The sequence below is a fragment of the Mesorhizobium sp. CNPSo 4689 genome (genome assembly GCF_057784325.1).
In genome coordinates this window covers 23,551-44,235 of record NZ_JBWLUZ010000035.1, presented here as the reverse complement: position 1 = coordinate 44,235, position 20,685 = coordinate 23,551, and the positions used below count along the sequence as shown (strand labels likewise).

Here is a 20,685-nt window from a genome sequence, read left to right as displayed (position 1 = left end):
TAGTATCATGGGACATTCGGCCGGGTCCAACACGGTCTAACCCGGCTGCCAGGAAAACAATATGACGATTAATGTCGGCGAGACCGTTTTTTCGAGCGCTGTTGGTATTTGCCGCATCGCTGCCGCGATGGCCTTGCTGGGGGGCACCCTGCTTGCGGCCGGCGGCTGCGCCAGCAGCAACACCGGCAACACGACGCCGGTCGCCACTACCGACGGCCCGAAGGACACCGGCTCCTATCCGAACCTCAACATCCCGCCGCAGGTGGCTGCCAAGCAGCTCACGCCTGAGGAGACCAAGGCCAAGCTTGCCCAATTGAAGGGCGACCAGCAGGCGCAGCTCGGCAAGAGCGGCGGCACCGGTGGGAGCAATCCGGCGGCGCTGAACTCGCTGGCGAAGACCCATGGCGACGATACGCTGAAGCAGATCGAGACCAAATGCGATCCCGCCCTCGACCCTACCTGCAATTAGGGCTATATCGCACGCCGAAAGCGTCTCTTTGCCAAACACGTTTAAATGTCTGGAACTGACATGGAAGAATTTCACAAGGTCCGCCGGCTTCCGCCTTATGTCTTCGAGCAGGTCAATCGGCTGAAGGCCAGCGCCCGCTCGCGCGGCGCCGACATCATCGACCTTGGCATGGGCAATCCGGACCTGCCGACGCCGAAGGCCATCGTCGACAAATTGTGCGAAGTGGTGCGCGATCCGCGCACGCATCGCTATTCGTCGTCGCGCGGCATTCCGGGCCTGCGCCGCGCCCAGGCCGCCTACTATCAGCGCCGCTTCGGCGTGAAGCTCGACGCGGACACGCAGGTGGTGGCGACGCTGGGCTCCAAGGAAGGCTTCGCCAACATGGCGCAGGCGATCACCGCGCCCGGCGACGTGATCCTTTGCCCGAACCCGACCTATCCGATCCATGCCTTCGGCTTCATCATGTCGGGCGGCGTCATCCGCTCGCTGCAGGTCGAGCCGGATGACGGCTTCATCCCGGCGGTCGAGCGCGGCATCCGCCACTCGATCCCGAAGCCGCTGGCGCTGATCCTCAACTATCCGTCGAACCCGACGGCGCTGGTCGCCTCGCTCGATTTCTACAAGGACGTGGTCGCCTTCGCCAAGAAGAACGACATCATCATCCTGTCGGACCTTGCCTATTCGGAGATCTATTTCGACGGCAACCCGCCGCCTTCGGTGCTGCAGGTTCCGGGCGCCATCGATGTCTGCGTCGAGTTCACCTCGATGTCGAAGACGTTTTCCATGCCCGGCTGGCGCATGGGCTTCGCCGTCGGTAACGAACGGCTGATCTCCGCGCTGACGCGCGTAAAATCCTACCTCGACTATGGCGCCTTCACGCCGATCCAGGTGGCTGCGGCGCATGCGCTGAACGGCGACGGCGCCGATATCGCCGAAGTCCGCGAGGTCTACCACAAGCGCCGCGACGTGATGGTCGACGCCTTCACCCGCGCCGGCTGGACCATCCCGGCGCCGGCTGCCTCGATGTTCGCCTGGGCGCCGATCCCGGAACCGTTCCGTCATCTCGGCTCGCTCGAATTCTCGAAGCTGCTCATCGAGCACGCCGACGTGGCGGTGGCGCCGGGCGTCGGCTTCGGCGAGCATGGCGACGATCATGTGCGCATCGCGCTGGTCGAGAACGAGCACCGGATCCGGCAGGCTGCCCGCAACATCAAGCGCTTCCTGGCGTCCAGCGCCAAGCAGCCCAACAATGTGGTGCCGCTCTCCGCGCATCGCTGAGTTTGCCTGACATCATCGAAACGAATTTGAGGGGCGTCGCCGGACATGGCTGAAGCGTTGCGTGTTGGAATTGCCGGTCTCGGCACTGTCGGTGCCTCGGTGGTGCGCGTGCTCGGCGACAAGGCGGCGGAACTGACCCGCCAGTGCGGCCGCGACATCGTCGTTACAGCTGTCTCCGCCCGCGATCCGAAGCGCGACCGCGGTGTCGACATTGGCTCGGCGACTTGGTTCGACGACGCCGTGAAGATGGCTGAGAAGGCCGATATCGACGTCTTCGTCGAATTGATCGGCGGCGACGAGGGGCCCGCGCTCGCGTCCGTGAAAGCGGCACTGGGGGCCGGCCGCCACGTGGTGACCGCCAACAAGGCGCTGCTGGCCAAGCATGGCGTGCAGCTTGCCGAGATCGCCGAGAAGAAGGGCGTGCTGCTCAACTACGAGGCGGCGGTGGCCGGCGGCATCCCGGTCATCAAGACAATGCGCGAGGCGATGGCCGGCAATTCCGTCACCCGCGTCTTCGGCATCCTCAACGGCACCTGCAACTACATCCTGACCCGCATGGAGGCCGAGGGCATCTCCTTCGACGCCTGCCTGAAGGATGCGCAGCGCCTCGGCTATGCCGAGGCCGATCCAACCTTCGACATCGAAGGGCATGACACGGCGCACAAGCTGTCGATCCTGACCAGCCTGGCCTTCGGCACGAAAATCGCCGCCAACGACATCTACATGGAAGGCATCTCCAACATCAGCCAGGCCGACATCCGCGCGGCCGCCGATCTCGGCTACCGGATCAAGCTGCTCGGCGTTGCCCAGCGCACCGACAGCGGCATCGAGCAGCGCGTGCATCCGACCATGGTGCCGACCGCCTCGGTCATCGCGCAGGTGCATGGCGTCACCAATGCGGTGGCGATCGAGACCGACATCCTTGGCGAGCTGCTGCTTTCCGGCCCCGGCGCCGGCGGCAACGCCACGGCGTCGGCCGTCATCGGTGATATCGCCGACATCGCCAAGAGCCGGCCGGGCTTCCAGCACGGTCCGGTCTTCGGCCGTCCGGCCAAGGAATTGAAACCCTACAAGAAAGCGCAGATGCGCAGCCATGCCGGCGGCTATTTCATCCGGCTGACCGTGCATGACCGCATCGGCGTCTTTGCGGCGATCGCCAAGCGCATGGCCGACAACGACATTTCGCTGGAATCGATTGTCCAGCACGCCTCCGGGCCGGAAACGGACGCGCAGAAGACGGTCATCCTGGTCACCCACGAGACGACCGAAGCGGCGGTGCGCAAGGCCGTCGACGGCATCACCAAGGACGGCCATCTGACCGACAAACCGCAGGTGATCCGCATCGAACGCGCCGGATAAATTCAATCATATTCCGCCTTTAATCGATTGATATTGCTGCGATTTCGAAAAATTGACGTGGCAAGTCTTGCCGTTGTCATGGAGCTTTGACACAAGAAGCGGGCCTCTGGCGGGAGGTAGCGTGGCAACAAGGATTTTCCATCGATGAATGTCGCCCAGAACATTGTCGCCGGTCTCGACCGGATACTCACCATGGAACTGGTGCGCGTCACCGAACGGGCCGCTGTCGCCGCCGCCAGGCTGCGCGGACGCGGCGACGAGAAGGCCGCCGACCAGGTCGCCGTCGATGCCATGCGCGAGGAGCTCAACCGCCTCGCCATCAAGGGCACAGTGGTGATCGGCGAGGGCGAGCGCGACGAGGCGCCGATGCTCTACATCGGCGAAGAGGTCGGCACCGGCAAAGGCCCGACGGTCGATATCGCGCTCGATCCGCTGGAAGGCACGACGATCTGCGCCAAGAACCTGCCTAACGCGCTTGCCGTCATCGCGATTGCGGAAAAGGGCAGCCTTTTGTTCGCGCCGGACGTCTATATGGACAAGATCGCCATCGGCCCGGGCTATGCCGAAGGCGTCATCGGCATCGACGCCTCGCCGGCCGAAAACATCGCCAGCCTCGCCAGGGCCAAGGGTGTTGCGGTGTCCGAGATCACCGCCTGCATCCTCGACCGGCCGCGCCACGGTAGACTGATCGAGGCGGTACGGGCGACGGGCGCGGCGATCCGGCTGATCGGCGACGGCGATGTCGCCGGGGTCATCCACACCACCGATCCGGAAGAGACCGGCATCGACATCTATCTCGGTACCGGCGGCGCGCCGGAAGGGGTGCTGGCGGCGGCAGCCTTGCGTTGCACCGGCGGCCAGATGCAGGGCCGGCTGATCCTCGACACGCCGGAAAAGGTGGCGCGCGCGGCCAAGATGGGCATCTCCGACCCGAAGCGGGTCTACCGCGCGCAGGACATGGCGTGCGGCGACGTGCTGTTTGCGGCAACCGGTGTCACCGACGGCAACATGCTCGACGGCGTCAAGTTCGGCCGCACCTACATCACCACGCACACCATCGTGCTGCGTTCGTCGTCGCGCACCGTGCGCGAGATCAAGGCACGCCATCAGGATCTGGAAAAGTTTTGATTCCTTCCTGCTTAGCCGTCGCCTATTGATGTCGTGACAGATGGCAATAGGCGGGCGGCACGTCATATGACGGGCGAGAAGAGGCTTTTCCTCGACGTAAGGCAGTCGGCTACCGGTGTCTCCTGGGAACACCGGCTGACCGAGCGGCAGGACATGACTGCACTTGCCATAGCGCAAGGCTACGTCGTGCCGGATATCGTCGCGCGGGTGCTCGCCGGGCGCGGCGTGACCGCCGAGCAGACCGAGCGCTTCCTCGATCCGACGATCCGCGATCTCTTGCCGGATCCGGCATCGCTGACCGACATGGGGAAGGCCGCGGCCCGCATCGCCGGGGCCATAATCGCCAAGGAAAAGGTGGCGATCTTCGGCGACTACGATGTCGACGGAGCCGCCTCGTCGGCGCTGCTCAAGCGCTTTCTCGGGCATTTCTCGGTGCCGTCCGAGATCTACATACCCGACCGCATCTTCGAAGGTTACGGCCCCAATCCGGAGGCTATGCGCGACCTCATCTCGCGCGGCGCGACCCTGATCGTCACTGTCGATTGCGGCACCAACAGTGCCGTCTCCATCGACGCGGCGAGAGAGGCCGGCGCCGATGTCGTGGTGCTCGACCACCATCAGGTCGGCGGTCCGCTGCCGGCAGCCGATGCGGTGGTCAATCCCAATCGCGAGGACGATCTTTCCGGGCAGGGCCATCTTTGCGCGGCCGGCGTCGTTTTTCTCACCCTGGTGCAGACGGCCAGGATTCTGCGCGGTCGGCTGCCGGATGCCAGGTCACCGGATCTGCTTTCGCTGCTCGACCTGGTGGCGCTGGCCACCGTTTGCGATGTGGTGCCGCTGACCGGCGTCAACCGCGCCTTCGTGGTCAAGGGGCTGCAGGTGGCGCGCCAGCAGAAGAACGAGGGGCTGGCCGCCCTTGCGCGGGTGTCGCGCATCGGCGAGCCGATCAGCACCTTTCATCTCGCCTATCTGATCGGGCCGCGCATCAATGCCGGCGGGCGCATCGGCGACGCCGCCCTCGGCAGCCGCCTGCTCGCCACCGACGATCCGGTCGAGGCCAACACGATCGCCGAGACGCTCGACCGGCTCAATCAGGAACGCCAGCAGATGGAGCTGGAGATGCTGGCGCAGGCGCGCGCCGAAGCCGATGCCGAGCTTGCCGGCGGCAATGGCCCGGCCGTCGTCGTCACCGCCAGCACCACCTGGCATCCGGGTATCGTCGGCCTGCTCGCCTCGCGGCTCAAGGACCACGCACGGCGGCCGGCCTTTGCCATCGCCTTCAACGCCAATGGCGTCGGCACCGGCTCGGGACGCTCGGTGTCCGGCTTCGATCTCGGACGGCTGGTGCGCGAGGCGGCAGATGCCGGGCTGATCGTCAAGGGCGGCGGCCACGGCATGGCGGCCGGCATCACGGTCGAGCGGGCGAAGCTCGGGGCGCTAAGAGCCTTCTTCGAGGAGCGGGCGGCGGCCGAGGTGTTCCGGCTGCAGGACGAGGAGAGCCTGGCCATCGACGGTGCACTCGCCGCCGAGGGCGCCACACTCGCGCTGCTCGACGCGCTGGAAAAGGCCGGGCCGTTCGGCGCCGGCCATGTCGCGCCGGTCTTCGCGCTGCCGCGCCACCGGCTGGCGGATGCACGGCCGGTCGGCACCAACCACATCCGCGCCGAGCTGCAGTCGCAAAGCGGCGGCCGCATCCAGGCGATCGCCTTTCGCGCCGTCGATACCGCGCTTGGCGAATTCCTGTTCAAGAACCGGGGCAAGACGGTGCATGTCGCGGGTTCGCTGTCGGGCAATTACTGGAACGGCAACCGCACGGTGCAGTTCCGCATCACCGACGCGGCAATAGCCTGAGAACTGTCTGATTGTGGGTCAGGCGAGAACCGTCTGCAGCCGGGTGAGTTCGCTGATCTGCGCCATCGTCGCCTGGTAGCCGAGGCGGATCGCCTCGTCGGCGCGATGGAATTCGGTCAGGCCGATATGGCTGAGCTTGGGCTGCAGCGACATGTCGGGCGGGTCACCGGCCAGCCTGGCGCGCGAAATGCGATCCTGGATGATGTTGAAGGCCTCGACCATGACGCCAGTGATGCCGAGCCGCGTTTGGTGCGACTGGCGCTCGGCGTCGACGTGGCCGGCTCTTGGCGCGTCCTTCTCGATGACCAGTTCACCGGCGCTGTGCTTGATGACGGCGGCGCGGCCGAACAGGTCGTAGTGAAGGTTGACCGCGACAACCAGCGGCTGCTCGTAGGCGCGGCAGACCGAGACCGGCACCGGATTGACCAGCGCGCCGTCGACCAGGACGCGGCCGTTGCAGATTACTGGCTCGAACACGCCGGGCAGCGCGTAGGAAGCACGCATGGCGGTGATCAGCGAGCCGCTCGACAGCCAGATCTCATGGCCGGTGCGGATTTCCGAGGTGACGCAAACGAAAGGCTTGGACAGGTCTTCGAAGCGGATGCCGGCCATGTGCTCGCGCAGCCTGGCGTCCAGCTTCATGCCGCCGAACAGCCCGCTGCCGCGCAGATTGAGATCGAGAAGGCCGAAGAGGCGCCGCTTGGTCAGGCTCCTGGCGAATTCCTCGAGATCGTCCAGTTTGCCGGCAAGGTAGCAGCCGCCGACCAGGGCGCCGATCGAAGTGCCGGCGATCATCGACACTTCGATGCCGGCCTCGTCGAGCGCACGCAGCACGCCGATATGAGCCCAGCCCCGCGCGCAGCCACCGCCGAGCGCCAATGAAATGCCTGTTTTCTTGCCAGGCTTCGTATCGGATGCGCCGCCCGACGAGGAGGGGCCGTTGGCCTCTCGAACGTCTGGTCTGCTACGCAATGACGCCCATTCGAGCATCACAATCTCCCCTTGTCCCACATCCCTTCTACAGCAAGGATGTTCGAGAATAATGAATATGAGTGGTTTGTGAATATCGAATGGTTCACAAAGGCTTCCGATACGCTTGTTCCGTATCGAACAGCGGTTTGCTGCCGTCGTCGGCAAGCGTCGCCTTGCCGTCGTTCAACCCCACCGTCCGATAAAAGCAGGAACGCCGGCCGGTGTGACAAGTTGCGTCGTGGCCCAACACTTTCACGCGCAGCCACAATGCATCCTGGTCGCAATCGGTGCGCATCTCGACGATGCTCTGGAAATTGCCGGAGGTTTCCCCCTTCTTCCACAGCGCGTTGCGCGAGCGTGACCAGTAATGGGCGATGCCGGTTTCCAGCGTCAGCGCCAGCGCTTCGGCATTCATATGCGCGACCATCAACAGCATGCCGTCGGCAGCATCGGTGACGACGACAGTGACAAGGCCACTGGCGTCGAAGCGCGGCGAAAGGACAGTGCCTTCCTCCAGCGCTTTCTTGTCTGACGGAGCTTTCGGGAATTCCAGTGCCGACATCGCCGGATCTTCTTGTTTGACCATGATCTTGTCCAAAAACCGGTTCCCACTTTTTGGGATCATGGTCTAGCGGCCGGCGAGGGCCGATCAGACCCCGCCGCCGCGCACCATGGTGACGAAACGGACCTGTTCCTCGGGGGTGTCCTTGAAGACGCCGGTGAAGGTTGAGGTCAGCGTGGTGGAGCCCTGCTTGCGGATGCCGCGCATGGCCATGCACATGTGCTCGGCTTCGATCATGACGGCGACGCCGCGCGGATTGAGCACGTCCTGGATGACGCTGGCGATCTGCGCGGTCATCGCTTCCTGGGTCTGCAGGCGATGAGCGAAGATGTCGACGACGCGCGCGATCTTGGACAGCCCGACGACCTTGCCGTCCGGCAGGTAGCCGACATGCGCCTTGCCGATAATCGGCACCATGTGGTGCTCGCAATGCGAATGGAAATTTATGTCCCTGACGATAACGAGGTCGTCATAGCCGGCGACTTCCTCGAAGGTGCGGCCAAGTTCCTCGGCCGGGCACATGTCGTAGCCATTGAACATTTCGAGAAATGCCTTGGTGACACGCTTCGGCGTGTCGATCAGGCCCTCCCGCTCCGGATTGTCGCCGGTCCAGCGCAACAGGGTGCGCACCGCGGCCTCGACCTCGGCTTCGCTCGGCCTGTCGGTGACCGGCTTTTCCATGTAAGTGGACTGGGGCATGAGTTTCTTGATGACGGCATCCATAAAGGCGTCTCCCGTAGTCCCTCTCTCAGGAGGGACGAGTTGAACGGACCACGACCTTTCGGGTGTAAGAAACTCGCGGTTTCCAGCCCTCAAGCGGCGTGAATTGATTTGAGCAAAGACGTGGCCTTCGGCTGCCTTGTCGATGCTCGACTGTGAGCATTATATATGGTCGTGCCGAGCGAATGAAAGACGCATCAGCGGCAATCGCTGTTCGCTCGGCGGCGACAGATTGGAAAAATATGATCGACGACGTCTACAATGCGAAAATTCTGGGTTTTGCCGGAAATATCGCGCGGATCGGCCGGCTCGACCATCCGGACGCGACGGCACGCGCGCATTCCAAACTGTGCGGATCGACCGTGACCGTCGATCTCAAGATGGATGACGGCGTCGTTACGGATTTTGCGCATGACGTGAAGGCCTGCGCGCTCGGCCAGGCGTCGTCCTCGATCATGGCCCAGCATGTCATCGGCGCCAGCGCGGACGAGTTGCGCGCAGTGCGCGAGACGATGCTGAAGATGCTGAAGGAAAATGGCGCGCCGCCGGAAGGCCGCTTCGCCGACCTGCGCTATCTGGAACCGGTGCGCGACTACAAGGCGCGCCATGCCTCGACCATGCTGACCTTCGATGCGGTCGTCGATGCGATCGGCCAGATCGAGAAGAAACGCGCCGAAGAAGCAGCCTAGATTTCTTCCAGAGAACGCCGGCTCTCGGCAAATTCGGCACGGATCCAGTCGGCGAAGGCCGCGGCCGGTTCCGACAGGTTCTGCAGGCTTCTTGCGACCAGCCAGTAGGCGCCGCAGATGACGTTGGTGTCGAAGGGCTTGATCAAGGCGCCGGATGCCAGTTCCGCCTCGATCAGCAGGAGATCGCCGAGAGCTACGCCATGGCCGAGCATGGCCGCCTGTTTCGACAGCGACGCATCGGCCAGAAGCGGACCGCGTTCCGGCAGTGCGTCGCCGGTCACGCCCGCCGCCTCGAACCAGCGCGCCCAGCCCTGGCGGTTTTCCTCATGCAGCAGTGTGTAGCGGCGCAGGTCGGCGGGGCTTCGCAGGGCCGGGCCGGACTTGAAAAGAGCGGGTGACAGGACCGGGGAATCGATGACCGGCGCCAACCGCTCGGCCTCGCTGCGCGGCCATGAGGTGCTGTTGGCGCTGAAGCGCAGAGCGAGTTCGGCCTGGTCGCTGCGGAACTCGATCAGGCGTGCGTCGACCTCGAGGGAAATGTCGATGTCCGGCCGCAGCTCGCGGAACCGGTTGAGTCGTGGCACCAGCCATGAGGCTGCGAGCGAGGGTTCGGCACTGACGCAGACCAGGGACTGGGCCGGCGTGACCGCCATTTCCGACAGCATGTTGTCGATATCGCCAAAACTTCTGACGAGCTGATCAAGCAGCCGCCGGCCGGCGTCTGTCAACTCGACGCGGCGATGATGGCGGAAAAACAGGGGCTGGTGCAGGAAGGTCTCGAGTTCGCGGATCTGGCGGCTGATCGCGGCTTGCGAAACATAAAGCTCCTCGGCCGCGCGGCTGAAACTCAGGTGCCTTCCGGCCGCCTCGAAACTCCTCAGCGCCGTCAGGGGCAGGCGTCCGCGCTTCATTCGGGGGCCTTCAGCCTGTCGGCTACCTTTTGATGCAGTTTGACGATCGGCACGAGTCTAGCTCTTTTTTCCGAGTTTACATCAAGCACACAAACCGCGCGAAATAGCCCTACGGCCCGCTCAACACAGCAAGCTTGAAGCCGCCGCGGCAAAGCCAGATCACATAATGATTTCATATAGTTGCATCGTTGTCATGCAGCCGGGCACACTTCAATACGCATAATCTAAAGTTATCCGATGTGGAAATTATACTCGTTTGAAGACGAAGGCCAGCGGCAGTCTAATCGATGCCAAAGGAGATACGGCCATGATCCAATTCCTGGAGATTTTTGGCGACGTCATGCGGATCGCGACGTTTCAATGGTATGGCGAGAAGCGGCCACAGGCCGGACGCCGCGAACAGGGACCAACCAGCCCCACGCGTTGGGTGTCTCCGGCAGATCGGCGCACTTTTCACCGGTGAAAGGCAGGACGGCCAGCATCGACAGCCGGCATCACCAATGGCCAGCATCAACGGGGATTGCGTTCTCTGCTCGAAGTCCACATTTATCCCGGGGCGAAACGCGATACGGAGAATGCGGTGCGCGACCACGAAGGGCATGCGCATGCCGCAACACCGGCGCGGCGCGGGCGCAATTGGCCAGGCCCCTGGCGCAAGACGCCGGGCCGCATCCTCGGCACGTCGCTTGTGCGTCTCTACCAGCTGACGCTGTCCGGTTTTGTCGGCAATACCTGCCGCCATCTGCCGACCTGTTCCGAATACGCGCATGAGGCGATCGCCCGCCACGGCCTGTGGGCCGGCGGCTGGATGGGGCTTTTCCGGGTGCTGCGCTGCGGCCCGTTCGGCACGCATGGCATCGATCGCGTGCCGGAGACGCTGGCCGGGCGCTATGTCTGGTTCATGCCGTGGCGGTACTGGCGGATCGGCAAGCGCGGCGAGGTCTGACTGCATCCAGGGGTCTCTGCGGCGGCCGGTCTTTACGATCTGGTAGGGTTAACGCAAGCCTGCACAAAGACTGCGAATTTGAGACAAAATCGAGACAAGACGCCTCGCTAAGTCCTCTTCTGCCCACCCGTCAGGAGAGAGATTTTACATGCGCCAGATAGACCGCCTTCCGTTCGTTTTTGCCATCGTTCTGTTCCTGCTGGCCTGGCTGCTTGGTTTTCCGATGCGGGCGCAATCCGCCCCGCTCGGCGATATAGAATGCACGCTGATCCAGGATGCGGTAAGCGGTGAGACACTCTACCAGGATGGTGTCTGCGACCAGCGCTTCAGCCCGGCGTCGACCTTCAAGGTGCCACTGGCGCTGGTCGGCTACGACGGGGGCATCCTCAGCGACGAGCACACGCCGAGCTGGGACTACAGACCTGAGTTCAATGCGGTGAAGCGGGACCGGAAGACCGTCGATCCGACGATCTGGGAGCGCGATTCCGTTCTCTGGTATTCCCGCGAAATCACAAGCAGGCTCGGCAGCAAACGATTTGCCGGCTATGTATCGAAGTTCGGCTACGGCAATATGGATGTCTCCGGCAGCGCCGGAAAGAATGACGGCCTGACCCATTCCTGGGTGAACTCCTCGCTTGAAATATCGCCGGTAGAGCAGACGGCTTTCCTGCGCCGGATGCTTGCCGGCAAAATGCCGGTGTCGGCCGGGGCGCATCAGATGGCCAAGGCGATCATCCCGAGCTTTCGCGCGGAAGGGTGGACGGTGCAGGGCAAGACCGGCAGCACGAGGCTCGGCAATGGCGGCACGGGCAAACGCTCCCTCGGCTGGTTCGTCGGCTGGGCCGAGAAGGATAGCCGGCGGATCGTGTTTGCCCGGCTGGTGGTTGACGAGAAGCCAACCGACACGCCCAAGGGTCCCAAGACACGGGCGGGGTTCTTGAAAGACCTGCCTGGCTTGATCAAATAGGCGGAACGAGCGCTTTACGGCGCCGGAATCTGCCCATAAAAGACTGCCGCCGGACGCATCCGGCATTTCACCACCCGCGCTCGTTTGCGGGACTGGATAGGAGATAACTATGCTGAATTCCGTTTCCCTGACATTTCCCGATGGCTCCGTCCGCGACTACGAAGCGGCGATGACCGGCGCTGGTCTTGCCGAATCGATCTCGAAGTCGCTGGCCAAGAAGGCCGTCGCCTATTCGATCGATGGCGTCGTGCGCGATCTGTCCGATCCGCTCGGCAAGTCCGGCAAGGTCGAGATAATCACTCGCGAGGATCCGCGCGCGCTGGAACTGATCCGCCACGATGCAGCGCATGTGCTGGCCGAGGCCGTGCAGGAACTGTGGCCGGGAACGCAGGTGACCATCGGGCCGGTGATCGAGAACGGGTTCTACTACGACTTCGCCCGCAACGAGCCGTTCACGCCCGACGATTTTCCGGTGATCGAGAAGAAGATGCGCGAGATCATCCAGCGCAACAAGCCGTTCACCAAGGAAGTCTGGCCGCGCGAGAAGGCCAAGAAGGTGTTTGCCGACAAGGGCGAGCGCTACAAGCTGGAACTGATCGACGCCATCCCTGAGGACCAGGACCTCAAGATCTACGCGCAGGGCGACTGGTTCGATCTTTGCCGTGGCCCGCATATGGCCTCGACCGGGCAGATCGGCAACGCCTTCAAGCTGATGAAGGTGGCCGGCGCCTATTGGCGCGGCGACTCTAACAACCCGATGCTGACGCGCATCTACGGCACGGCCTGGGCCGACCAGGCGCAGCTCGACGCCTACCAGACGATGTTGGAGGAAGCCGAAAAGCGCGACCACAGGAAGCTCGGCCGTGAAATGGACCTGTTCCATTTCCAGGAGGAAGGCCCCGGTGTCGTCTTCTGGCACGCCAAGGGCTGGAAGATGTTCCAGAAACTGGTCAACTACATGCGCCGCCGCCTCGACGAGCAGGGCTATCAGGAGGTCAATGCACCGCAGGTTCTGGACAAGAGCCTCTGGGAGACGTCGGGCCACTGGGGCTGGTATCGCGACGCCATGTTCAAGGTGACGGTCGCCGGCGACGATACCGACGACGACCGGGTGTTTGCGCTGAAGCCGATGAACTGCCCTGGTCACGTGCAGATATTCAAGCATGGGCTGAAGTCCTACCGTGATCTGCCCGTAAAGCTTGCGGAATTTGGCAATGTGCACCGCTATGAGCCATCCGGCGCGCTGCATGGGCTGATGCGCGTGCGCGGCTTCACGCAGGACGACGCGCATATCTTCTGCACTGAGGAGCAGCTTGCCTCCGAATGCCTGCGCATCAACGATCTGATCCTGTCGACCTATGCCGATTTCGGCTTCGACGAGATCAGCGTCAAGCTGTCGACGCGGCCGGACAAGCGTGTCGGCACCGACGAGGCCTGGGATCATGCCGAGGCAATCATGGGCGGCGTTCTGGAGACGATCCGGACGCGCTCGGGCAATCGCATCAAGACCTCGATCAATCCGGGCGAGGGCGCCTTCTACGGGCCGAAATTCGAATATGTGCTGAAGGACGCCATCGGTCGCGAATGGCAGTGCGGCACCACGCAGGTCGACTTCAACCTGCCGGAACGCTTTGGCGCCTTCTACATCGGCTCGGATTCGGAAAAGAAGCAGCCTGTCATGGTGCACCGCGCCATCTGCGGTTCGATGGAGCGTTTCCTCGGCATCCTGATCGAGAACTATTCCGGCCATTTCCCGCTGTGGTTCGCGCCGCTGCAGGTGGTGGTGGCGACGATCACCTCCGATGCCGACGATTACGCGATGAAGGTCGTAGGCCAGTTGAAGGCGGCCGGGCTTCTGGCGGAAGCGGATCTGCGCAACGAGAAGATCAACTACAAGGTGCGCGAGCATTCGCTGGCCAAGGTTCCGGTCATCCTCGTCTGCGGCAAGCGCGAGGCGGAGGAAGAGACGGTCAACATCCGCCGGCTCGGCTCGCGCGACCAGGAATCGCTTGGACTCGTCCAGGCGATCGCACAATTGAGCGAAGAAGCGATGACGCCGGATCGCAGGCCCAAGCGCGCTGCCTGATCCGCACAGTCCCGACGAAATGGCGGTGGAGCGATCCACCGCCATTTTCACATGCCTGTCACGCCAAGCCTGTAACGAGCCGTCCATGCTCAAGCTGAAACTGCGGGAAAGACCGTTTCCCGAGCTTTCCTACGCCAGTCCGCATCAGCCGGCGATCACGCGCTGGTTCATCCATTCCATCCCTGTCCGGGCGCGATCGTTTTGCCGCGCTCTATGATTTCTGGCGCCGGCAGGTGGCGCCGAGCGGCGAGCGGGTGTTCAGCCGCATGCTGGAACTGATCGACGTCAAGGTGTGGAGCGCCGATCAATGGCCGCCAGCAAAGCTGCCCGACACACCGCTGGTGATCGTTGCCAACCATCCGTTCGGCATCGGCGACGGCATTGCCGTGCTGTCGCTGGCCGAGCAACTCGGGCGGCCGTTTCGCGTCATGATCCACAAGGACCTGCTCAAGATCCGCGAGATGGAACCCTATTCGCTGCCGATCGATTTTTCCGAGACCAAGGATGCGCTCAGGAACAACATGGCGGTGCGCCATGAGGCGGTGCGGCTGCTGAAGGAAGGCGTCACCATCGTCGTCTTTCCGGCCGGCGGCGTCGCCACCGCGCCGAAGGGCTTTGGCCGGGCGCGTGACCTGCCATGGAAGATGTTTCCGGCCCGTCTCGTCCAGGATGCCCGGGCATCGGTCATACCGATGCATTTCTCCGGCCAGAACGGGCGGCTGTTCCATCTGGTCAGTGGTCCATGAACATGGCCGAGCGCGATGGGCGTGTGGCGAAATTCGTCGGCAAGGCTTCGCTGACGCTGCGCATTTCTCTGCTCATCCACGAATTCGCGCGGCTGTCCGGCAAGTCTATCAACGTGCGCGTCGGCGACGTTCTGAGCTGGAGCGAACTGGAACCTTTGCGCGATCGCAAGGCCTTGCTCAAGCGCCTCTATCGCGGCGTCTTCGACCTGGCGCCGGCCGCGCCGCGCGGCCGCGTCCACTTCCTGCCGCGCCGGATGCGCAAGGCAGCTTGATCGCAGGTCGGTTAGTCCGCGCCTTCCTCGGGGTCGATGGCCGAGGCTTCGGTGGCCAGAACCTCGATTTCCTGGTTCTGTCCGGCGACTACGGTAAAATCCTTCTGGTAGATGCGGTCGCGGTTCTTGGCGATGATGGTGTAGTCGCCTTCGGCCAGCACCATCGAGGCGAAGGCGCCGACCGTTTCCTTGATCGGATCGCCGGATTCGTTGAGCAGCGACCAGGACGTGTCGGCGATCGCCTCGCCGCCGGCCTCGCGCACCAGCTTCATGGTCATCTCGGCCGCCCGGTGCTCGACGGTGGCTTCCGTCAGCTTGCCGGCCTCCACACGGATGTCGGAGCGGATCACGGCATTGACCGAGCCATAGTTCGAGACGACGTGGTAGGTGCCGGCATTCAGCCGCACGACGCTGTTCGGTTCGACATCGGGGATGATCAGCGCGTGCTCGCCATTGGCTTCGGTGCGGCCTTCATAGATCGAGAAACGCAGTTTTTTCGGCGGTATGTGCGCCCCGCCCGACAGGACGGCGTCGAGCTTGAGGCCGCCGGCGTCGAGCACCAGGCTTTCGCGCTTGGCCTCCTTGCCTACGGTGATGCGCTTGGTGGCGCCGGCGCGTCCGTAGGAAGCATGAACCAGATAGCTGCCGGGCTCGAGCTGGAACACGGCGGTGCCGCCATGGGCGGAGGCCACCATCGGCAGCTTGCCGTCGCTCGCTGCTTCAGGCTTGAAGACGCGCCAGACGATACCGCGCGTAATATCGGTGCCTTTGTCGGTCAGCTGCGCCGACAGCGTGATTGCGCCGCCGCTTCCCAGCGCCAGCGACGTCTCGTTCTTGGGTGACGAATAGTTTGCGATTCCGGGAAGTTTGAGGTCGCTGATGCCATCCCTGGTCTGCGCGGAAGCAAGCAAAACCGGCGCCATGAACAGCGCGGCGGCGAACCAGACCAGGAAAAGACGCAAGTTCCCCTCAAACATGCCTTGCGTTGAAGCCCAAGGCGGTGGCAATTTCAAGGCTTAAGAGTCTGATCCGCTCTGCCGGAGGCTCTTCCTTCCGGCGCGCCGCGCCAATGCCCGAGCCGCCCGAATTCCCGATGGCGCGCTTCAGCTCACAGTTCAGGAGACTTGCGCCCATGGCGTCGCCGATCATCGACTTTCTGCAGACTCGAAATTCGGCGCCGATTCCCGAGCTGAAGGAGCCGGCGCCCGGCGATGCCGAAATCGCGACGATGATCGCCGCCGCCGCACGCGTGCCCGACCACGGCCGGCTCGAACCATGGCGCTTCATCCTCTATCGCGGCGAGGCGCGCGTCGAGATTGGCAAGCAGCTGGCGGCACTCGCCGAACAGCGCGAAGGGCCGCTGCCGGAAGGTCGCCGCAACCAGGAACTGGCGCGCTTTTCGCGCGCGCCGCTGGTGATCGGCGTGGTATCGATCCCTCGGGAGAACCCCAAGATCCCGCAATGGGAAATGTTCCTGTCCGGCGGCATGGCGGCGATGAACCTGATGATCGCGGCCAACGCGCTGGGCTATGGCACCAACATGATCAGCAACTGGTATTCCGACGTGCCGGAGGGCAGGGCGATCCTGGGACTGGCGCCGAAGGAGCGCGTCGTCGGCTTCGTCCATATCGGTTCCTACCAGGGACCGGCGCCGGAGCGGCCGCGACCCGATCCGGCAAAGCTCTATGCCGACTATCAGGGGCCGTGGGCCGGTTAGGGAGAAAATGTTCTACGAGCCGGCGAAAGGGCATGGGCTGCCGCACGATCCGTCCAAGGCGATCGTGGCGCCACGCCCGATCGGCTGGATTTCGACCTTGAACAGGCAAGGCAAGATCAACCTCGCCCCCTATTCTTTCTTCAACGCCTTTTCGACCCGGCCCTTCATCGTCTGGTTCTCGTCCGAAGGCGAGAAGGACAGCGCCAGCTTCGCTCAAGAGACGGGCGAGTTCGTCGCCAATCTGGTCAGCCGCGAACTGGCGGAGAAGATGAACCGCACGGCGGTCGATGCGCCGCGCGGTGTCAGCGAATTCGACTATGCCGATCTCGCCATGGTGCCGTCGCGACTCGTCGCGCCGCCGCGTGTGGCGGCAGCGCCGGCGGCGCTCGAATGCCGGGTGACGGAAATCCTGCGGCCAAGGGCGCTCGACGGCTCGCAAACCAGCGCCGTCGTTGTCGCCGGCGAAGTCGTCGGCGTGCATATCGACGACGCCTACCTCAAAGACGGCAGGTTCGACATCGTCAGGGCCGGCAATGTCAGCCGGCTCGGCTATATGGACTATTCCAGCATCAGCGACATATTTTCGATGCGGCGGCCGCGCTGGGAGAAGGACTAGCGGATCAGGAGGCATCTTATGATCTCGAAGTTGATCCTGCAGACGTTCGTGTGGTTCGGCGCCATGGGCGCCTTGCTCTTCCTGTCGGCCGGCACGCTGAACTGGCCTGGAGCCTGGCTGTACCTGGTGATGATGGTTGGGCTCAGCCTCACCTTGGGCGTGTCCCTGGCCCGGCGCGATCCCGGCCTGATGAATGAGCGGCTGAACCCGCCCATTCAGAAGAATCAGACCGCGGCCGACAAGGTCCTGCTGAGCGTGCTGCTGCTGGCCATGCTTGTTTGGCAGGTCCTGATGGGGCTCGACTTCCGCTTCGGCTGGTCGGCGGTTCCCGTATGGGTGCAGGTGGTCGGCACGGCAGTGCTGCTGCTCGGGATCTGGATCTGCTACCGCACGATGCTGGAGAACAGCTTCGCGGCGCCCGTCGTGAAGATCCAGAAAGAACGCGGACAGCACGTCATCACCACCGGCCCATACGGCTACGTCCGCCATCCAATGTATGCCGGCGCCATTCTCTTCTTCGCCGGCGCGGCGCTTCTGCTTGGCTCCTGGTGGGGGCTGGCGTCGGTGCTTGTGTTCGTCGTTCTCCTGGCCATTCGCATATTTATCGAAGAGGGAACGCTGCGGACCGGCCTGCGCGGCTACGACGACTACGCGGCAAATGTCCGCTACAGGCTGATCCCGCTGGTCTGGTAGCGGCTAGACGGAAATCCCCGCCGCCTTGGCGCGCGCCAGAAGCCGCTCGGCCAGCCGCAGATGCGGCCTGTCCACCATCTTGCCGTCGATGCCGACCACGCCGGGATTTCCGGCCGCCGCGAAGGCCTCGACGATCGCCTGGGAGTGTTTCACGGCTTCGGCCGACGGTGTGAAGGCTGCGTTGATCACCGGCACTTGCGCCGGGTGGATCGCCATCTTGCCGGTGAATCCGTCGCGCTCGGCCTCGATGCATTCGGCTTCGAAGGCGCTCATGTCGCGGAAGTTTGGAAAAACCGTATCGATCGCCGCGACCTCGGCGTTGCCGGCAGCAAGGATGGTCATGGTGCGGGCAAGGCGGAAGACATCGGTGTAGCGGCCCCGCTCATCGCGCGCGGCGCGGGCGCCAATGGCTGCCGACAGATCCTCTGCGCCCCAGGTCAGGCCGGCAAGCCGTGTGCTCGCCCCGGCATAGGTCGCGGCCGCCAATACGCCGGCGGCCGTTTCGGTGATGATCGGCAGGATTTTGATTCCGCCATCCGGCAAGCCGTTCTCGGCCTCGTGCACCCTGAGTTTGGCCGAAAGCTGCTGCACATCCTGGCCGCTGTTCGACTTCGGCAGCATGATGCCGTCCGGTTTCGCCGGGACCAGGGCCGCGAGATCATCGTCGGTCAGGCCGGTCGATAGATCGTTGACCCGCACATAGATGGCAGACCTCGTCTGCTGCCTTTGGCTGGCGATGAAGCTCTTCGCAATCGTTCGTGCCGCCGACTTGTTCGCAGCCGCGACGGAATCTTCAAGGTCGACGATGACCACGTCGGCGCCGGCGCCAAAACCCTTTTCCAGTTTCTTTTCGGAATCGCCTGGAATGAAGAGCAGCGAACGCATCGCTCAGGCCGCCTTTTTCATCATCATCGCCTGTCTCGTGCATTTGGCGACGAGAATGTCATCCTGGTTGTAGGCGCGGTGCTCGAACTCGACGATGCCGCGATCCGGCTTGGATTTGGACTCGCGCACTGAAACCACCGTGGTCTCGACGCGAATGGTATCGCCATGGAAGACCGGATGCGGAAACACGGTTTCCTTCATGCCGAGATTGGCGACGGTGGTGCCGACGGTGATGTCGTTGACCGAGATGCCGATCATCAGCCCCAGCGTGAACAGCGAATTGACCAGCGGTCTGCCCCATTCGCTCTTGGCGGCGAAGTCGAAATCGATATGCAGCGGCTGCGGGTTCAGCGTCATCACCGAAAACAGCATGTTGTCGCTTTCGGTGACTGTCTTGCGCAGCGTGTGCCGGAAGACATGGCCGACGACGAACTCTTCCAGATAAAGCCCGGCCATGGTCGATCTCCTCGTTCCCGTTGCTTGATAGGCGTTGGCCGCGGCTCCATCAAGCCGGTTAAGGAACATGGTGAACGCTTCGTAAACCATTTCAGGCCTACGTTTCCATCGGGGTCAGGCGCGTTCTGGCAAGGGGCGTAAGCAGGCGGCATGGTAGTTTCGCACTTTCTGAAATGGATTGACACGGCGCGGGTCTCCGAGCGCGCCGCCGCTGCCAGTGCGTTGGCTCGCGCTTACATCAATTCCGACCTGCCGTTCGAGGATCGCTGTGCCGCCGAGGCGGCGCTGACGCTGCTGCTCGACGATGCCTCGTCGAAGGTGCGGCTGGCGATTGCCGAAGCGCTGTCGATGAGCCACCACGCGCCGCTGCAGATCATCAGTGCGCTCGCTTCCGACCAGCCGGAAGTGGCCGCCATGGTGCTGGCGCGCTCGCCGCTGCTTACCGACGCGGACCTGATCGACCGGGTTGCCGGCGGCCAGAAGGCGACGCAGAAGCTGATCGCCGACCGGCCTGTCGTGTCGATGTCGCTGGCAGCGGCCATCGCCGAGATCGGCGAGCCGGAGGCCTGCGCCGTGCTGCTCGCCAACAGCGGCGCCGACATCGCCTCGCTCAGCTTTCGCCGCATGGCGGAGCGGCACGGCCACCTCGCACTGGTGCGCGAAGCGCTGATATCGGATGCGCGGCTACCCGCCGACTGCCGCCATATGCTGCTGGTCAAGCTCGGCGAGACGCTCAAGACATCGCCGCTGGTGCTGGCGCTGATGGGCGCTGCCCGGGCCGATCGCGTCATGCGTGATGCCTGCGTCAAGGCTTCCGTGACCTTGATCGAAGGCACGCACGCCGAGGAGCACGCCGCGCTGATCGAACATCTGAGGCTACGCGGCGACCTCACCGCGAGCTTCATCATCCGCACCATTGCGCATGGCAAGGTCGACTTCTTCGGCTCGGCGCTGGTGGCGCTTGCCCAGCAGTCCGAGCAACGGGTGAGGGCGCTGCTCGCCGGCGGGCACGACGTGGCGCTGCAGGCGCTGTTCCGCAGCGCCGGCCTCGCCGCCGCTACCCATGGCATCATCCTGCGCGCGCTGAAGGTCTGGCGCGAGGTTGCCAACGGCAAGCGCGTCGCCGGCGTGCAGGAAGTCAGCTGGCTGATGCTGAAGGAACTCGGCGGCCAGTCCGCCGAAGGCGATCTCGCCGGGCTGGTGAAGTCGATCCATCTCGAGGCCCTGCGTGAAAACGCGCGCGGCCATGCGTTGGCGATCGCAGCCGCCTAGGGTGTGCTGATATTCAGGTGATGCCGGCCTGCAAACGATGACTTCCTGCGCTTCCGATGCTCACGTACTTTGAGTACACTCCGCTCCGGT

22 protein-coding genes and 1 pseudogene are annotated in these 20,685 nt (G+C 63.7%); 15 read left to right on the top strand and 8 right to left on the bottom strand.

Translation table 11 applies throughout. The features are described from left to right. The first annotated feature begins 61 nt into the window (after positions 1-61). From AC04SI_RS28020 to recJ, 5 genes are all read left to right on the top strand, one after another. Complete coding sequence (locus tag AC04SI_RS28020) at positions 62-469, top strand: hypothetical protein (protein ID WP_192177658.1); 408 nt, start codon at positions 62-64, stop codon at positions 467-469. 60 nt (positions 470-529) lie between these two features. Further along, the gene (locus AC04SI_RS28015; RefSeq protein WP_404281938.1) at positions 530-1,747 is read left to right on the top strand and encodes an LL-diaminopimelate aminotransferase; all 1,218 of its coding nucleotides are present in this window, start codon (positions 530-532) and stop codon (positions 1,745-1,747) included. A 45-nt stretch (positions 1,748-1,792) separates the two neighbouring features. Beyond that, on the top strand, positions 1,793-3,106 hold the full coding sequence (locus AC04SI_RS28010) for a homoserine dehydrogenase (RefSeq protein ID WP_192177657.1): 1,314 nt from the start codon (positions 1,793-1,795) through the stop codon (positions 3,104-3,106). A gap of 144 nt (positions 3,107-3,250) precedes the next feature. Further along, on the top strand, positions 3,251-4,234 hold the full coding sequence (gene glpX, locus AC04SI_RS28005) for a class II fructose-bisphosphatase (RefSeq protein ID WP_488475310.1): 984 nt from the start codon (positions 3,251-3,253) through the stop codon (positions 4,232-4,234). Positions 4,235-4,300: 66 nt separating this feature from the next. Further along, complete coding sequence (gene recJ / locus AC04SI_RS28000; RefSeq protein WP_488475309.1) at positions 4,301-6,085, top strand: single-stranded-DNA-specific exonuclease RecJ; 1,785 nt, start codon at positions 4,301-4,303, stop codon at positions 6,083-6,085. An 18-nt stretch (positions 6,086-6,103) separates the two neighbouring features. Here recJ and AC04SI_RS27995 read toward each other — a convergent pair whose 3' ends face one another. The 3 genes from AC04SI_RS27995 to folE form a co-directional block, all read right to left on the bottom strand. After that, the gene (locus AC04SI_RS27995; RefSeq protein WP_192177654.1) at positions 6,104-7,075 is read right to left on the bottom strand and encodes a patatin family protein; all 972 of its coding nucleotides are present in this window, start codon (positions 7,073-7,075) and stop codon (positions 6,104-6,106) included. 85 nt (positions 7,076-7,160) lie between these two features. Then, positions 7,161-7,619, bottom strand: coding sequence for a phosphoribosyl-AMP cyclohydrolase (hisI, locus tag AC04SI_RS27990; protein ID WP_192177741.1), 459 nt, complete (start codon positions 7,617-7,619; stop codon positions 7,161-7,163). An 87-nt stretch (positions 7,620-7,706) separates the two neighbouring features. Further along, entirely contained in the window at positions 7,707-8,342 is a 636-nt protein-coding gene (gene folE / locus AC04SI_RS27985; RefSeq protein ID WP_192177653.1) for a GTP cyclohydrolase I FolE, read from the bottom strand. A gap of 239 nt (positions 8,343-8,581) precedes the next feature. Between folE and AC04SI_RS27980 the strand changes: the two genes are divergently transcribed. Then, positions 8,582-9,028 (top strand): iron-sulfur cluster assembly scaffold protein, encoded by a 447-nt coding sequence (locus AC04SI_RS27980; protein WP_192177652.1) that lies wholly within the window; start codon positions 8,582-8,584, stop codon positions 9,026-9,028. Here AC04SI_RS27980 and AC04SI_RS27975 read toward each other — a convergent pair. Next, complete coding sequence (locus AC04SI_RS27975; protein WP_488475308.1) at positions 9,025-9,939, bottom strand: LysR substrate-binding domain-containing protein; 915 nt, start codon at positions 9,937-9,939, stop codon at positions 9,025-9,027. The genes AC04SI_RS27980 and AC04SI_RS27975 overlap by 4 nt on opposite strands. Before the next feature lie 307 nt (positions 9,940-10,246). Between AC04SI_RS27975 and AC04SI_RS27970 the strand changes: the two genes are divergently transcribed. From AC04SI_RS27970 to AC04SI_RS27950, 5 genes and pseudogenes are all read left to right on the top strand, one after another. Next, positions 10,247-10,402, top strand: coding sequence for a hypothetical protein (locus tag AC04SI_RS27970; protein WP_100084769.1), 156 nt, complete (start codon positions 10,247-10,249; stop codon positions 10,400-10,402). A 117-nt stretch (positions 10,403-10,519) separates the two neighbouring features. Beyond that, on the top strand, positions 10,520-10,885 hold the full coding sequence (yidD, locus tag AC04SI_RS27965; protein WP_488475307.1) for a membrane protein insertion efficiency factor YidD: 366 nt from the start codon (positions 10,520-10,522) through the stop codon (positions 10,883-10,885). 148 nt (positions 10,886-11,033) lie between these two features. Next, the gene (blaOXA, locus tag AC04SI_RS27960) at positions 11,034-11,852 is read left to right on the top strand and encodes a class D beta-lactamase (RefSeq protein ID WP_488475306.1); all 819 of its coding nucleotides are present in this window, start codon (positions 11,034-11,036) and stop codon (positions 11,850-11,852) included. Between the two features lie 109 nt (positions 11,853-11,961). Further along, positions 11,962-13,938 (top strand): threonine--tRNA ligase, encoded by a 1,977-nt coding sequence (gene thrS, locus AC04SI_RS27955; RefSeq protein ID WP_488475305.1) that lies wholly within the window; start codon positions 11,962-11,964, stop codon positions 13,936-13,938. An 85-nt stretch (positions 13,939-14,023) separates the two neighbouring features. Further along, a pseudogene (locus AC04SI_RS27950) lies at positions 14,024-14,956 on the top strand (lysophospholipid acyltransferase family protein). Positions 14,957-14,967: 11 nt separating this feature from the next. Here AC04SI_RS27950 and AC04SI_RS27945 read toward each other — a convergent pair. Then, positions 14,968-15,933: a hypothetical protein gene (locus AC04SI_RS27945; RefSeq protein ID WP_488475304.1), complete on the bottom strand. Its 966-nt coding sequence runs from the start codon at positions 15,931-15,933 to the stop codon at positions 14,968-14,970. Beyond that, positions 15,926-16,105, bottom strand: coding sequence for a hypothetical protein (locus tag AC04SI_RS27940; protein WP_139032197.1), 180 nt, complete (start codon positions 16,103-16,105; stop codon positions 15,926-15,928). Before AC04SI_RS27940 ends, AC04SI_RS27945 begins: the two co-directional genes overlap by 8 nt. Between AC04SI_RS27940 and AC04SI_RS27935 the strand changes: the two genes are divergently transcribed. Genes AC04SI_RS27935 through AC04SI_RS27925 form a run of 3 tightly spaced genes read left to right on the top strand, consistent with a single transcriptional unit; the run spans position 16,089 to position 17,982 of the window. Beyond that, entirely contained in the window at positions 16,089-16,673 is a 585-nt protein-coding gene (locus tag AC04SI_RS27935) for a nitroreductase family protein (RefSeq protein ID WP_488475303.1), read from the top strand. The genes AC04SI_RS27940 and AC04SI_RS27935 overlap by 17 nt on opposite strands. Positions 16,674-16,680: 7 nt before the next feature. After that, a complete protein-coding gene (locus tag AC04SI_RS27930) occupies positions 16,681-17,289 on the top strand; it encodes a flavin reductase family protein (RefSeq protein ID WP_488475302.1) in 609 nt (202 codons plus the stop codon). A gap of 18 nt (positions 17,290-17,307) precedes the next feature. Beyond that, on the top strand, positions 17,308-17,982 hold the full coding sequence (locus tag AC04SI_RS27925) for a methyltransferase family protein (protein ID WP_488475301.1): 675 nt from the start codon (positions 17,308-17,310) through the stop codon (positions 17,980-17,982). Between the two features lie 3 nt (positions 17,983-17,985). Here the strand turns inward: AC04SI_RS27925 and AC04SI_RS27920 are convergent, their stop codons facing one another. Then, positions 17,986-18,867: an HpcH/HpaI aldolase/citrate lyase family protein gene (locus AC04SI_RS27920; RefSeq protein ID WP_488475300.1), complete on the bottom strand. Its 882-nt coding sequence runs from the start codon at positions 18,865-18,867 to the stop codon at positions 17,986-17,988. A gap of 3 nt (positions 18,868-18,870) precedes the next feature. Beyond that, the gene (locus tag AC04SI_RS27915) at positions 18,871-19,323 is read right to left on the bottom strand and encodes a MaoC family dehydratase (protein ID WP_192177640.1); all 453 of its coding nucleotides are present in this window, start codon (positions 19,321-19,323) and stop codon (positions 18,871-18,873) included. 150 nt (positions 19,324-19,473) lie between these two features. Here AC04SI_RS27915 and AC04SI_RS27910 point away from each other — a divergent pair, with 150 nt between their 5' ends. Continuing rightward, a complete protein-coding gene (locus AC04SI_RS27910; RefSeq protein WP_488475299.1) occupies positions 19,474-20,595 on the top strand; it encodes a DUF2336 domain-containing protein in 1,122 nt (373 codons plus the stop codon). Positions 20,596-20,685 lie beyond the last annotated feature (90 nt).